General features: G+C 72.3%; 4 protein-coding genes. 2 read left to right on the top strand and 2 right to left on the bottom strand.

Annotated elements, in window-relative coordinates; translation table 11 throughout:
- Nucleotides 1-83 precede the first annotated feature (83 nt).
- On the bottom strand, nucleotides 84-1,520 hold the full coding sequence (locus C7S10_RS16710; RefSeq protein WP_133176546.1) for a hypothetical protein: 1,437 nt from the start codon (nucleotides 1,518-1,520) through the stop codon (nucleotides 84-86).
- A 111-nt stretch (nucleotides 1,521-1,631) separates the two neighbouring features.
- On the bottom strand, nucleotides 1,632-6,722 hold the full coding sequence (locus C7S10_RS16705) for a family 43 glycosylhydrolase (RefSeq protein WP_108345563.1): 5,091 nt from the start codon (nucleotides 6,720-6,722) through the stop codon (nucleotides 1,632-1,634).
- Between the two features lie 174 nt (nucleotides 6,723-6,896).
- On the opposite strand from C7S10_RS16705, the gene C7S10_RS16700 reads away from it, so the two are divergent.
- Nucleotides 6,897-11,534 carry an alpha-L-arabinofuranosidase C-terminal domain-containing protein gene (locus tag C7S10_RS16700; RefSeq protein ID WP_108345562.1) on the top strand — a complete coding sequence of 1,546 codons (4,638 nt, stop codon included), beginning with the start codon at nucleotides 6,897-6,899 and terminating at the stop codon, nucleotides 11,532-11,534.
- A gap of 1 nt (nucleotide 11,535) precedes the next feature.
- A complete protein-coding gene (locus tag C7S10_RS22320) occupies nucleotides 11,536-15,174 on the top strand; it encodes an immunoglobulin-like domain-containing protein (RefSeq protein WP_108345561.1) in 3,639 nt (1,212 codons plus the stop codon).
- The last annotated feature ends 76 nt before the right edge of the window (nucleotides 15,175-15,250 follow it).

Genomic DNA, 15,250 nt, shown 5'->3' with positions numbered 1-15,250 from the left:
CATAGTGGGCGGGCTGGGCGTGTCAGATCCACTGACTGATGTCGTCCTACGGACGGTCACCAATCGTTCTGCGGTTCCGGTGCTCAGGCCTGCTCGTACGCCCAGGACTCGGTGAAATAGAGCTCGACGCCGTCCTCGATGGCGTCGGCCATGGCCGCGGCCTGACTCGAGCTCAGCCGCGTCGTCCCGGTGTGGTCCACCAGGAACGCCTGCCCATGTGGGGTTCGCCAAAGATGGCGCCCAGGCCCCACGACTCGGGTGGTGAGGCCGCCGTGGGTCTTGGCGCGGTGATGACTCCGCCGAAGCGGCCCTGAGTTGTGGGGGCCGGTCTGGCCGGGTGGGCCCGTGTCGTCGTAGGGGACGGCGTGGTCGTAGTCGACGCCGTCGCGGGTCGCGGTGCGCGGGGTGTAGGGGAAGCAGTCTCCCCCGGTCTGGATCCAGACGTGGTCCTTGACGGTCTCGGGGTGCTCGTAGGCATCGACGCGTCGGCGCAGCTGGAGGTCGAGGACCGGGGTGACGGTGACGTCCGCGTGGCCGAGGACCTCGTGGAGCTGCTGGACGTCGATGGGGCCGACGCCCTCGATCCGGGCGACCCCGGTGCGGGTGCGCAGTGCTTCGTCGGTGATGTGGACGAAGAGGCGTCCGCGACCACGCAGGCGAGCGAGCTTGTGGGCGGGGAGGGCACAGAGCTTGTCGACGGTGTCGGCCAGGTGGTCGGGTGCCCACGCGGGCTGCTCGCCGTCCGAGGTGGTCGTGTGCTCGATCAACAGCTTGAAGAGGTCCGCCGGACGAGCCAGCCAGCCCAGGGCCAGGGAGCGGAGCTCGTCACGGTTGTGGTCGTGACCGTGGGTGAGCGCGAGGATGTCGGCGACCCGGTCGACCATGGCGTCGATCCAGGCGGCGTCGCCGGCGGTGGTGCGGGCGATGACGTGGCGGTAGCCGAACTCGTCGGCGCGGGACAGGCGGACGTAGCGCTCGTGACGGGACCGCTCGCGCTCGGCGCGGTGGGTCTCGGGGTCGGCCTCGATGACCTTGGCCCGGGCGATCTCGAGGACGGTCGAGGGTGCGTGGCCGGCGATCGCCCGGGCAACAGCTCGGTCGACCAGGGCGACCTGGTCGGCCAGGAGGGCGCGGGAGAGGGTGGCGACCTTGCGCGCGACCCACGGCTCGCACTCGCCGGACGCGACGACGGCCCAGGTGCGGGGGAGTCGGTGGACCAGGTCGAGCCCGTCCGCGATGAGCGCCCGGGTCGTCGCGGGGTGTGTCTCGCGGGCCATCGCGAGCTCGGGGATGGCGTGCTCGCGCACGGATGGGGTGCCGTCGCCGCCCGGCGTGACCATCGGGTCCCGGTCGTCGCGCGGCTCTCCCTGCACGACCGCCCACTGGATCGCCAGCCGCAGCTCGGCGACCTCCGCGAGACGTCGCGCGCGGAGCGCCTCGGTGGCGCTGTCCAACAGTGCCCTCTCCGACGCCTCATCGGCCGCCTGCGGCGGCTGGTGAGGGAGGAGGGAAATGGACATGGTCTATTCTATCGAACACATGTTCGAAGAACAAGGGTCGCCAAGACGTGTGGACAGCGGAGACGCACGACCGCCCGGGCCCGTCGGGACCCGGGCGGCGCACTGCAGGGCTCAGCGTCGGATGCGCACCGTCTTCTTCGTCGAGCTCGCGGCCACCGAGTCCGACCCGGAGTAGGACGCCTTCGCGGTGTGCCTGCCGGACGAGAGACGCAGGCGGAGCACGGCCTTCCCGTCCTCGAGTCGGACCTTGCGGGTCGTGCCGTCGACCTTGAGCACGACCCTGCCCGTCGCGCCGACCGAGGCCGGGCGCGTCATGACCAGGACCTTCAGCGACCGTCCGGCCAGACGGAGCTTGACCTTGGACGTCGCCTTCGCCACCGGCGACGTCGAGGCCGACCGGGCGACGCCGTCGGGACCGCCGGCACGCGAGGCCGTGACCTGGACCGCGATCCGTGCGCCCACGTCGCCGGCACCCAACAACAGCGTGCGAGACGTGGCGCCGCCGATCGGCACCCCGTCGCGCAGCCACTGGTAGGCGTAGGTCAGGTTGCCCTGGTCCCAGCCGCCCGGGGTGGCGGTCAACGTCCTGCCGACGGTCGCCTTGCCGGCGGCCACCGGAGGAGCGACCGAGACGGGCGCCACGGGGGCCGGCGACGGCGCCGCGGCCACGGAGAGCGAGCTCACCGCGGACATGTTGCCGGCGACGTCGGCAGCACGGACGTCGACCGCGTGGGCGAGACCGTCGAGCTGCACCGGCGTCGTCCACGCGAGCCAGGCCCCACCGTCGATGCGGTAGTCCCGCACGGCGACGCCGGACGCGTCGTCGGTGGCGGTCACGGACAGCACCCGATCGGAGGACACTTCTCCCGACGCCTCCGGCGGGGCCTTGTCGACCTTGACCGGCTGCGTCCACACCTGGCTCCACTGGCCGTTGGCCGAGCGGGCGCGCCAGGCGACGTCGTACGAGCCGGCCGGCAGGGCCACCGGCGTGGTGTACGCCGCCCACGCGCCGTCGCCGAGGCGGACCTGACGAGTTCCCGAGCCCGACAAGGAGAGCGTGGCGTCGGCGCCGTACCAACCAGAAGCTCCCGCGTCGGAGATCGACGCCGTGACCGGGCCGTCGGTGTAGGCCAACCCGTCCACGGACGACAGCGTCGGCACGACCTTCTCGATCAACCCGTCCGGACCGAAGGTGAGGCGGTCGATCGTGGTCTCCCGGTGCGTCCCGTCACCGCCGGCCGAATCGAATGTAGGGAGTGCGAAGCGGTGGTAGGCGATGTACCACTCGTCGGTGCCCGGCACCTGCACGATCGAGCTGTGGCCGGTGCCGAGGATGCCCTGCGAGGCGTCCTTCTCCAGGATCACGCCCCGGTAGGTCCACGGCCCGGTGGGCCTGCTGGAGGTGGCATACCCGACGCGGTAGTCGGGCGAACCGGTGTCGTCGATCGCGTAGGTGAGGTGGTAGATCCCGTCGCGGTAGTTCATGAACGAGCCCTCGCGGTAGTCCGTGAGCCCGGTCATCGCGGAGATCGTGCCCGGCTCGAGCGAGACCATGTCGTCGGCGAGCTCGGCCATGACCGGTCGGCCGTTGCCCCAGTAGAGGTAGTACTTCCCCGACACCGGGTCGTGGAAGGCAGCCGGGTCGATCGCCTGGCCGGAGGTGACGGCCTCGTTGTTGAGGATCATCGCCTGCGGCTGCGCCGTGAACGGACCCGTCGGGCTGTCCGCCACGGCCACGCCGATCGTCTTGCGGTTGAGCGAGGCGTTGTGGCCGGAGAAGTAGAAGTAGTACTTCCCGCCGCGCTCGATGATCGTCGGCGCCCACGCGTTGCCGGTGGCCCACGGGACGTCGCCGTCGGCGCCATCGAGGGTCAGGAACGGCTCTTCGGAGCGCGTCCACGTCTCGAGGTCGGGCGAGCTCCAGACGTAGAAGTCCTTGCCGCCCCATCCGGGAGTGCCGTCGGTCGTCGCGTAGATGTAGTAGGTCCCGTCGAAGACCGCGATGTTGGGGTCGGCGTACAGCCCCGGCAGCACCGGCGAGCGCATCTCGACGGCCGTGACCGTCCAGACGCGGCTGGCGGAACCGTTGGTGACGGTCAGCGCGACCGGCGCGGTGTAGTCGGCCGGCCCGTCGGGCGAGACGCTCGCGCCGGACAGGACGGCGTACGTCGGGTCGAGCGCGGTCAGGTCGGTGCCCGGCTCCACCGGCAGCGTGATGGTGCCCGCGGCGGCGTCGACCATGGCCGGGACCTTGAGCGAGTCGAGCTCCACCCCGAGCACGTCGGTGGGTGCTGCCGCGAGCTCGGCCACCTCCGCGCCGGAGAGCGCGCGGGACCAGAGCCGGAAGTCGCGCACCTTGCCGCGGAGCCGGTTGTCGCCGTTGTACGCCGACCGGCCGATGTAGTTCGCCGTCGTGACCCCGTCGCCGATGTCGCCCGGCGTCAGGCTGACGTCGGCGTTGCGCGCCACCTGGCGGCCGTCGAGGTAGAGCGTCGCGACGCCGCCGCCCAGCGTGTAGGTCAGCGTCTTCCACTCGCCGCGGGCCAGCGCGGAACCTGACGTCATGCCCTGCTCGGTCGTCCAGTTGCCCGACGCGATCGCGGCCCGGTAGGTGCTGTTGCCGGTGGCGAAGAGGTAGCCGTTGCCGACGCCGTTCGAACCGGTGTTGCCGAGGTTCCACACGAAGTAGTTGCCCGACTGGGCCGGGTCGACCCACACCCGCGTCGAGACGGTGATGGCGTCGAGGCCGCTCATCAGGTTGTCGGGGAGCTTCACGTGGCCGGTCGAGCCGCCCAGCGTGAGCGCGTCGTCGGCGAAGGTCGCGTCGCCGACCACCGTGGCGTCGTACCCGTGGCCGCTGACGTCCTCGGCGTCACCGGTGAGGGGGTACGCCGCGATGAGCCCGTCCTCGGTGCTCTGCACCGGCGGGGGCGGGGCCGGGAGGTCGGCGCGCAGCGCGTCGAGCTCGGCCTGGGTGACCGGCAGGACCGTGCCGTGCCTCGGGCTGGCGGGCAGCCGGTAGCCGGACGGCACCTTCCAGTCGGGCGCCTCGAGGTCGTCGGTCGTCAGCGGGATGTAGCCGCGACCGCCGTACTCGTCGACGAAGAGGTAGTACTGCCCGCCCGAGGTGTCGCCGGGGTTGCGCTTGAAGACGGTCGGGCCCTCGACGGCCGAGGTGCCGGCGTCGCGGCCGATGCAGCCGTCCTGGAAGGCCCAGGCCTTGGCGCCGACGAGGTCGGGCTCGGTGAGGCTGTCGTTCTTCTCCTGGATGATGTCGGAGCAGCCGGTGCTGCCGGCGCCCTCGTCCTTGGTGAAGCGGTAGTAGGAGTCGCCCTCCTTGATCACGGTGGAGTCGATGCGCGAGGAGCCGATGTCCTGCCAGGTCTTCGCCTCGCTGAAGGTCACGAAGTCGCGGGTCGTGGCGTAGAGCATCCGGTTGTAGGTGTTGCCGGTGTGCCCGGGGTCGTCCTCGGCGTAGAGCTTCGAGGCCCAGAAGACGACGTACTGCTGGAGGTCGTCGTCCCAGTAGGCCTCCGGGGCCCAGGTGTTGCCGGCGGTCGGCGGGGAGACGAGGACGTGGCGCTGCTCCGACCAGTTCTTGAGGTCGGTGGACTCCCAGATCTCGAGGTAGCGGCTGCCCTGGCGCTGCGAGCGGTCCCAGTCGCCGTTGCGGCCGATCGACAGGTCGGTGGCGATCAGGAAGAAGCGGTCGCCCTCGGGGGAGCGGATCAGGAACGGGTCGCGCAGGCCCATCTCGCCGAACGTCGAGTCGAGGACCGGCTGGCCACCGTTGAGCTCGTCCCAGCGCAGCGCATTGTTGCCGCGGCTCGCCGCGAAGTAGATCTTCTCGCCGGCGACCGAGTTTCCGGTGAAGTAGCTGAAGGCATAACCGGCGTACGGCGCCGGGGCGGGCGCCTGCCGCACGGTGAGCGGGAACTGGCGGTTGGCCGTCGCACCGCCGACGGTGACCGTCGCGGTCAGGGTGACGCTCGCGTCACCGGCGCCGGGGGAGGGCCGGTCGACGATGCCGTCAGGTGCGACGATCGCCGGCGCCGAGGAGGTCCAGGCGACGGTCGAGGCGTGCCTGCCGGTCGTCGGCAGGGTCAGGTGACCACGCACGTCGTCGGGGTGGACGAGGGCGAGCGCGGCGGCGGCCGCGTCGGCCTTGGACTGGTCGCCCTCGTCGGGGAGGACGGTCGCGTCGAAGGTCTTCGTCGCCGTCCCCGAGCCGCGGGTCAGGGTGGCGGTCAGGGTGACCTGGACCGGGTCGGCGCCCGCTCCGGGGCGGGTGACCACGCCGGTGCTGCTGATGGTGCCCGGCTTGCTCGAGGCCCAGCCGATGGCCGAGCCGAAGGCGCCGGTGGTCGGCAGGGTGAGGTCGGCGGTCACGCCGGACAGGTCGCCGAGGCTGAGCCCCTCGGTGTCGGAGGACAGCCGGTTGGCGTCGGTCAGCGAGATGTCGGCGACCTCGGAGGCGGTCAGGGCCCGGCTGTAGAGCCGGAAATTCCTGACCTTGCCCTTGAGCGAGCTGTCGGCGGCGTAGTTGGACTCGCCGAGCACGTTGTTGGTCGTCGTGCCGTTGCCGATCGCGCTCGGCAGGACGGTCACGTTGGTGTTCTGCCCGACCTGGACGCCGTCCTCGTAGAGCGTGCCGGTCGTGCCGGTCTGGGTGTAGGTGACGGTCTTCCACACGCCGCGGGCGAGGTTGCGCGCGGGGGAGGGCGCGGTGTTCTTCTCGTTGTTCCACCAGGTGTTGGTGATGCTCGCGCGGAAGGTGTTGCCGGTCGCCATCAGGTAGCCCGAGCCTGAGGCGGGACTGCCGACGGCCGGGTTGCCGAGGCCCCAGATGAAGTAGTTGCCAGCCTGGCTGGGCTCGATGTAGACGTCGCTCGAGACGGTGACGGACGACAGTCCGGCCAGGACGTCGTCGGGCAGCTGCACGTGGTCGTCGACGCCGTCGAGGGCGAGCCCGGTGGTCCCGGTCCAGGTGCCGCCGCCGTTCAGGGTGCCGTCGCGACCGTGGCCCGAGGAGTCGGTCACCACGGTGCCCGAGGTCTGGGTCAGGTCGTAGCGCAGGAGGAGCCCGTCGGTGACGTCCGCCGCCGAGGCGGTGGGGGTGAGGGGCGCCAGGAGCGTGAGGGGCGAGGCCAGGAGGGCGATCACCGCGCCTCGTGCCGTGCGCCGGGCGAGTCGTGTGGACACCAGGACCTCCGTGGGATGTGAACGTTAACAGCGCGAGTGTGGCCCCGGTCACTCGGAGCCGTCAAGGGCGCAGTTCCCGGGCGAGACAGGCCTTGACGGATCGCATGTGAGCGCTAACACTGCGTTGTGGTGCCCGTCACATCCGCGTGACCAGCCACGGACCCGAGGACCGCGATGACCCTCTCTCACCGCCGACCCACTGCCGCTCTCACCGCAGCCGTCGTGCTCGCCGCCGGACTCGCCACGGTGACCGCCATGGTGAGTGCCACCGCCGGCCCCGCAGCCGCCGCGGACGACGCCGTGACGTGGACCGACACCTTCGACGGCGCCGCGCTCGACGGCCGCTGGGAGGTGGTCAACCCCGACCCGGCGAACCTCTCGGTCGCGGGCGGTGCGTTGCGGATCTCCGGTCAGCCCGGCGATACCTACCAGACGGTGAACTCGGCGCGGAACGTGGTCGTCCTCGACGTCCCGGTCGGCGACTTCACGGCCACCGCCGACGTCTCCGCGGCGGTCGCCAAGGTCTACCAGGGCGCCGGCCTGATCGCCTGGCAGGACATGGACAACTACGTCCGCGCCGGCCTCACCTTCGTCGGTGGGCTGTCCCCGTCGGGTCGCGCGGTCGAGACCGACGTCGAGAGCGGAGCGACGTTCAGCGCCGTCAGCTTCGCCGACCGGCCGGGGTCCAGTGCCGAGCGCCTGCGGCTGGCGCGGGTCGGCGACACGATCACCAGCAGCTGGTGGGACGGGTCGACGTGGGTCACCGCCGGCACCACCACCGTCTCCTTCGACACCACCCAGGTCGGGCTCTACGCGCTGGCCGCCCAGGACGGCACCGCCCTCCCGGCCGCCTTCGACTCGTTCACCATCGAGCACGAGCCCGGAGCCGACGTCACCCCCAGCGGGCCGTTCGTCCTGCGGGCCGACGGTGACGCGCCCTACCTCGTCGCCGACGGAACCACGCTGCGGCTGAGCGCCGACCAGCCGACCGCGAGCCTGCGGCTGCAGGCCGCCGACCTCGGCAACGGCACGGTCGCCCTCGCCACCGACGCCGCGCCGCTGGTCCTGCGCGACGGCGCGCTCGTCCTCGGCGCCAACGGGGACGAGCCGACTCCGCTGCGCCTGACCGACGCCGGCGGGGGCACGCTCGTCGTGCGCTCGGCGGCCGACCCGGCGGCGTACGTCGTGCCCGGTGACGGCGGTGCGCTGGTGACCGGGGCCGAGGCCGACGCGGTCCGCTTCGTCCTCTCCGAGGTCGACGAGGGCACCTCGACGCTGAGCATCGACGGCGACGGCACCGGCGCCTCGATCAGCGACGACATGTTCGGCATCTTCTACGAGGACATCAACTACGCAGCCGACGGCGGGCTCTACGCCGAGCTGGTCCGCAACAGGTCGTTCGAGTTCAACTCCTCCGACAACGGCTCCTTCACCGGCCTCACCGCCTGGCAGGTGCTCGACCGCAGCGGCGCCGGCACGACCGGCACCGTCGTGGACGACGCCACCCGGCTCAACGCGATGAACCGCAACCACCTGCGCCTCACCGCTGCCGCAGCGGGCGACGGCGTGCGCAACACCGGCTTCAACAACGGCTTCGCCGTGAAGGCCGGAGCGGCGTACGACGGCTACCTCTGGGCCCGCAGCACGACCGCGCAGCAGCTCACCGTCCGGCTCGAGAACGCCGCCGGCGACGCCACCCTCGGCGCGGCCACCGTCGCGCTCGACGGCTCGGACACGTGGCGGAAGTACCCCTTCACGCTGAACCCCGGCACCACCACTGACGCCGCGCGGCTCGTCGTCCTCGCCGGCGCACCGTCGGTCGTCGGACTCGACATGGTCTCGCTGATGCCGGCCGACCGCTGGGTCGGCCCGGTCAACGGGAAGTCGGTCCTGCGCAAGGACCTCGGCGAGAAGATCGCCGCGATGGACCCCGGCTTCCTCCGGTTCCCCGGCGGCTGCGTCACCAACGTCGGCACCTTCCGCACCTACGAGGAGAGCGGCTACACCGACCGGCGCCGCACCTACCAGTGGAAGGAGACCATCGGTCCCGTCGAGGAGCGCCCGGCCAACTGGAACTTCTGGGGCTACAACCAGTCCTACGGCATCGGCTACCTGGAGTACTTCGAGCTCGCCGAGGACCTCGGCGCCGAGCCGCTGCCGGTCGTGTCGGTCGGTGCCAACGGCTGCGGCGGCGCGGGCATCCCCGAGATGCACGACCCCGCGCTGATCGACCGCTGGGTCGACGACACCGTCGACCTGATCGAGTTCGCCAACGGCGGCACCGACACCGAGTGGGGCGCCAGGCGGGCCGCGCTCGGCCACCCGGAGCCGTTCGGCCTCGACATGATCGGCCTCGGCAACGAGGAGAACACCACGACCTTCGAGCAGAACTTCCCGGAGTTCCGCGACGCCATCGCAGCGAGGTACCCGGACATCAAGATCATCTCCAACTCGGGCCCGGACTCCTCCGGTGCCCGCTTCGACACCCTCTGGGCCTTCAACCGGGCGCAGGACGTCGACCTGGTCGACGAGCACTACTACCGCGACCCGCAGTGGTTCCTGGAGAACAACGCCCGCTACGACTCCTACGACCGCGAGGGCCCGAAGGTGTTCCTGGGTGAGTACGCCTCGCGCGGCAACACGATGTACAACGCGCTCTCCGAGGCGTCCTACATGACCGCGCTGCAGCGCAACGCCGACGTCGTGAAGCTCGCGTCCTACGCGCCGCTCCTCGCCAACGAGTCGCACGTCCAGTGGAACCCCGACGCCATCTGGTTCGACAACGACGAGTCGTGGGAGACGCCCAACTGGGAGGTGCAGAAGCTCTTCGGCAACAACCTCGGCGACGAGGTCGTGCCCAGCACGTACGACGCCCCGGCCACCGCCGCGGACGACATCACCGGCGGCGTGTTCCTCTCGACCTGGGCCACCGCGGCGGCGTACGACAACGTCACGGTGAAGGCCAACGACTCCGGCCGGACGCTCTTCTCCGACCAGTTCGCCGACGCCTCGCAGTGGACGCCGCAGTCCGGGACGTGGACGGTCAACGACGGTCGCTACGCGCAGACGAGCACCTCGGTCACCGACGCCCGCACCATCCCGGTCGGCGCCTACGGCAAGGACTGGAGCAACTACACGCTCGAGCTCGACGCCACCAAGACCGCCGGGTCCGAGGGCTTCCTCGTCGGCTTCGGTGCCACCGGCGCCAACAACTTCTACTGGTGGAACATCGGCGGCTGGGGCAACACCCGCTCCGTCCTCCAGCGTGCGACCGGCGGCAGCGCGTCGGAGGTGAAGGCGCTCGAGAACACGAGCCTCGTCACCGGACAGACCTACCGGGTCAAGGTCGTCGTCGACGGCACCCACATCGAGCTCTACCTCGACGGCGTGCTGCAGATGGAGTACGACCAGCCCGCACCGCCCGCCACGCTCTACCAGGTCGTGACCCGCGACGAGCGCAGCGGCGACCTCGTCGCCAAGGTGGTCAACACCTCGACGAGCCCCGCCCGCACCCAGGTCGAGGTCGCCGACGCCGGCATCGAGGGCACGGCCACCGTCACCACGCTGAGTGGCGCCCCGGGCGCCACCAACACCAAGGCCGCGCCCAACCTGATCAAGCCGCGCACCCGCCAGGTCCAGGGGATCGGCGACTCGTTCGTCTACGAGTTCCCGGCCTCGTCGGTGACCTTCCTCCGGATGCACACCGAGGACGCCGTCGCCCCCGTGGTCGACGAGCTGCGCGTCGCTGGCGAGGGCGTCAACGGCTGGTACGCCGACCCCGCCTCCGTGCGGATCACCGCCACCGACGACCGGAGGGTCGCGGCGCTCGAGGTGTCCGTCGACGACGGCGCGTGGACACGCATCCAGGGCGCCACCGGTGAGGTCGCCGTCCAGGGCGACGGCCTCCACACCGTGCGGGTCCGCGCGACCGACGCCGCGGGCAACGTCGGCGAGGTCCGCCCGCTCGTGGTCGGCATCGACGCCGTCGCACCGGTCACCCGGGCGAGCCTCGACGCCGCCGCGCGCACGGCGACCCTGACCGCGGCCGACGCCGGCGCGGGCGTCGAGAGGATCGAGTTCCGCCTCGGTGCCGGGCCGTGGACGACGTACGCCTCGCCCGTGCCGGTCGGCGACGCGGCCACCAGCCTCGACTACCGCGCCGTCGACCGCCTCGGCCAGGCCGAGCAGCCCGGCACCCTGGCCGTCCCGGCCGCGGGCCAGCAGCTCGCCGCCAGCGCCACGGCGGCCGTCACCTCCGACGAACCGGTCCGCCTGGGCGGCACGGTCGACGTCGACGTCGCCGTCAGCGGCCAGGGCGGGACGCCCACCGGGACCGTCACCCTGTCCGGCCCGACCGGAGCACTGACCACCGGCACCGTCACCGGCGGTCGGGTGACCCTCCGGGTGCCCGCCATCCAGCTCGGCGTCGGCAGCCACCCACTGACCGTGCGCTACGCCGGGGACACCGCCTGGGGCGCCTCCCAGGACACCGTCACGGTCGTGGTCGCGAGGGCGTCCTCGACCGTGCAGGTCGCGGCCCGTCACCGCTCCCTGTCGGCGAGGAAGGCCGTCGTCGCCGTACGGGTGACCTCGGCGGTCGACGCCACCGGGACGGTCCGGATCACCGTGAGGACCGGGAAGAAGGCCAGGTCCCGCACGGTCACCCTGCGGGACGGGAAGGCACGACTCGTCCTGCGTGGCCTCGCCCCGGGCAGGCACCGCATCACCGCGACGTACGCCGGCTCGCCGGACGTCGCCCGCTCGTCGGACAGCACCGTCCTGCGGGTCACCCGCCGTGAAGGGAAGAACTGACATGACACGCACGTGGATCGCCGGCGCCCTGGCGCTCGTCGCGTCGCTGGGCGGCGTCGTCGCCGGCGTCGGCCCGGCCTCGGGGGTCGAGGGCGACCTCACCACCGACCTGGTCGGCTGGTGGAAGCTCGACGAGACCTCCGGGACCGTCGCGGCGGACTCGTCGGGCAACGGCCGCAACGGCACCGTCGCCGGGGCCACCACCTGGAACGCAGGTGACGGGTTCACCTTCAGCGGTGGGGCGAACAGCGGCGGCAACGCGATCACGCTGCCCGACAACCTGCTGTCCGGCCTCGAGGACGTCACCGTCGACTTCGACGTCTGGGTCGACCCGAGCCTGACCAGCGGCAACTGGTTCATGTACAACCTCGGCAGCTCCGCGACCTATCCCAACGGCACGGGCTACCTCTTCACCACCAACGACAGCAGCAACCGGTTGCGCTCGACCATCGCGGAGGCCGGGTTCGCCTCCGAGCAGAGCGCCTCGCGGGCCGGCCGCGTGCCGACCGGGCAGTGGCGCCACATCACCTACAGCATCGACGGCGGCACGCCGGCAGCTCCGGGCGCGGCGCGGGTCTACGAGGACGGCCTGCTGGTCGCGTCGAACACCAACCTCACCACCAACCCCGGGCTGCTCGGCACGCCCGACGGCACCAGCACCCGCAACGTCCTGGGCCGCTCGGCCTACGGCGGTGACCTGTCCTTCAAGGGCCGGCTGCGCGACTTCCGGATCTACTCCCGCGCCCTGACCGGCGCCGAGGCAGCCGCCTCCGCGGAGGACACCAGCGCCGCGGCAGCGCAGACCGACGCCGACGCGCTCAGCCTCGGCGACACCAGCGCCGTGGTCGCCGACCTCGCCCTCCCGGCGACCGGGACGAACGGCTCGACGATCGCGTGGGCGACCAGTGACGCGTCGGTCGTCACCGCCGGCGGCGACGTCACCCGACCGGCGTACGGCGCACCCGCCGGCACCGCGACCCTGACCGCCACGCTCACCCGCGGTGCGGTCTCGCGGACCAAGGCGTTCACCGTCACCGTGGCACCCGAGGAGCAGTCCGACGAGGGCAGGGCCCAGGCCGCGGTCGCCGCGGTCGAGCTCGTGCACCCCGACGATGTCCGCGGCAACGTGACCCTCCCCGTCACCGGCACCGGCGGCACCGCCCTCGCCTGGTCGAGCAGTGCCCCCGCCGTGGTCGGCGACACCGGTGAGGTCACCCGCCCCGCCCACGGCAGCGCGCCCGTCGACGTCGTGCTCACCGTGACCGCCACGCTCCGCGCCGCCACGGCCACCCGGTCGATCACCGTCCGCGTGCAGCCGCTGCCGGCGCCCGCCGACTACGAGGCCTACGCCTTCGCCTACTTCGCCGGCGAGAGCACCGACGACGGGGAGAAGATCTACCTCGGCGCCAGCCGCGGCAACGACCCGCTCGACTACGACGTGCTCAACGACGGCAAGCCCGTCCTGGCGTCGCAGTTCGGCACCCGGGGCCTGCGCGACCCGTTCGTCATCCGCTCGGCGGAGGGTGACCGCTTCTACCTGCTCGCCACCGACCTCAAGGCCTACCCGGCCGTCGACTTCGGCGAGGCGCAGGAGACCGGCAGCAAGTACCTCGAGGTCTGGGAGTCCACCGACCTCGTCCACTGGTCCGACCAGCGCCACGTCAAGGTGTCCTCCGACTTCGCCGGCAACACCTGGGCGCCCGAGGCGTTCTACGACGAGGAGGCGGGGGAGTACGTCGTCTACTGGGCCTCGGCGCTCTACCCGACGACCGACGTGGCCGGCCGCGACATCAACACCTCCTACCAGCAGATGATGTACGCCACGACGCGCGACTTCGTGACCTTCAGCGACCCGCAGCCGTGGATCGATGTCAAGCGCGGCACCGGTCGCGGCATGATCGACGCGACCGTCGTGAAGGACGGCGACACCTTCTTCCGCTTCGTCAAGGACGAGGCCGTGATGACGCCCCGGCAGGAGCGCTCGACCGACCTGCGCGCCACCGTCACCGGCTCGCTCCCGACCACCACGTCGGCCCCGGGCTGGCAGCTGGTGAAGGAGCAGGTCGGCGTCGGACAGCCCAACCCGTGGGGCGGCACCTACACGCAGGGCGAGGGCCCGACGGTGTTCCGCGACAACGAGGTCGAGGACCGCTGGTACATGTTCATCGACCAGCCCAGCTATCACGGCGGTCGGGGCTACCTCGCGTTCCGCACCGACGACATCGCCAGCGGCACCTGGACGTCGGTCCCGACCGCGGACCTGCCCAGCAGCCCGCGCCACGGCACGGTGATCCCGGTGACGCAGGCCGAGCTCGACACGATGCGCGCCGCCTACCAGCCCGACCTGCTCGTCGAGTCGGTCGGCGACGTCGCGGTCACGACCCGCGAGGGCACCGCGCCCGTGCTGCCCGCCACGGTCACGGCCGAGATGGGTGACGGGACGACCCGGGAGGTCGGCGTGCGCTGGGACGACGTCGCCCCGGCGGCGTACGCCGCTCCCGGCACGTTCACGGTCACCGGCACCGTCGTCCGCGGATCCGCCGACCGCCCCGTGGCGACGGTGACGGTCACCGACGCCGCCGACCCGGTCGTGACCCTGGGCGCCGGCACCGCCGACGGCGACGACGGCTGGTGGGTCACCGACCCGGTGAGCGCCACCGCCACCGCGACCGACGCCTCCGGTGTCGCGACCGTGTCGGTCTCCGTCGACGACGCGCCGTGGACGCGGAGCGACGGCGCGACCGCCTCGACCCCGGTCGCCGGCGACGGCACGCACACGGTCCGGGCGCGCGCCCTCGACACGACCGGCAACGCCTCGACCGTCGAGTCGCTGGAGGTGCGGATCGACGCGACCGATCCCGTCAGCCGGGCCACGGCCGACACCGACCGCACGGTCACGATCCGCTCCGCCGACGCCACCTCCGGGGTGCGGCGCACGGAGTATCGCGTCGGAAGCGGCGCCTGGACGGCGTACGCCGGGCCGTTCGCCGCCGGGTCGGCCGCCGCGATCGACTACCGGGCGATCGACCGCGCCGGCAACGTCGAGCCGACGAACACGCTGGCCGTCCCGGCGCCGGGTGCCGAGCCGGCCACGACGTCGATCGCCGCGTCCGGCGCCGCGACCGCCCGCTGGGGTGCGACCGCGCCGCTGGCGGTGCGGGTCACGGGCCCGACCGGCGTCCCGAGCGGGACCGTGCGCGTCGTCAGCGGTGACCGGCTCGTCGGCTCCGGCCAGCTGGTCGACGGCCGGCTGCGGCTCGCGCTCGACACCACCGCACTCGGTGCCGGCACGCACGCCCTGCGGGTGCGCTACGACGGGAGCGCGGCACACGCCGCCGCGAGCACGACGACCACGCTGCGCGTGCTGAGGGCCGGCTCGACCACGACCGTCCGCGTCGTCCGAAGCGTCGCGCGGGTCCGTGTCGTCACCGACCCCGCTGGCCAGGTGCCCGACCGGGTGCGCGCCAGGCTGCTGCGGAGCGGGAAGGTCGTGCGGTCGCGCTGGCTCGACCTCTCCGCGACGGGGAAGGCCCGCTGGCGGGTCTCGGGGCGGCCGGCGACGTACGTCGTGCGTGTCGTCACCCCCGGCTCGACGACGCTCGAGCGCTCGACGGACTCCGCACGCCTCCGCCTGCGGTGACAGACCTGGCCTGCCGGGAGCGTTCCGCCTCCTGGCTCCCGGCGGGCCGGACCCACGCCCGTCCGAGCGATCGATG

The organism is Nocardioides currus (genome assembly GCF_003057875.1).
Lineage (GTDB): Bacteria > Actinomycetota > Actinomycetes > Propionibacteriales > Nocardioidaceae > Nocardioides > Nocardioides currus.
Note: the sequence above shows the minus strand (reverse complement) of the source record. Positions and strands in the feature narration are given on the sequence as shown.

Excerpts from the sequence above, each read along its gene's own strand:
- C7S10_RS16710 (WP_133176546.1), bottom strand. The coding sequence starts at position 1,520 with ATGTCCATTTCCCTCCTCCCTCACCAGCCGCCGCAGGCGGCCGATGAG.
- C7S10_RS16700 (WP_108345562.1), top strand. The coding sequence starts at position 6,897 with ATGACCCTCTCTCACCGCCGACCCACTGCCGCTCTCACCGCAGCCGTC.
- C7S10_RS22320 (WP_108345561.1), top strand. The coding sequence starts at position 11,536 with ATGACACGCACGTGGATCGCCGGCGCCCTGGCGCTCGTCGCGTCGCTG.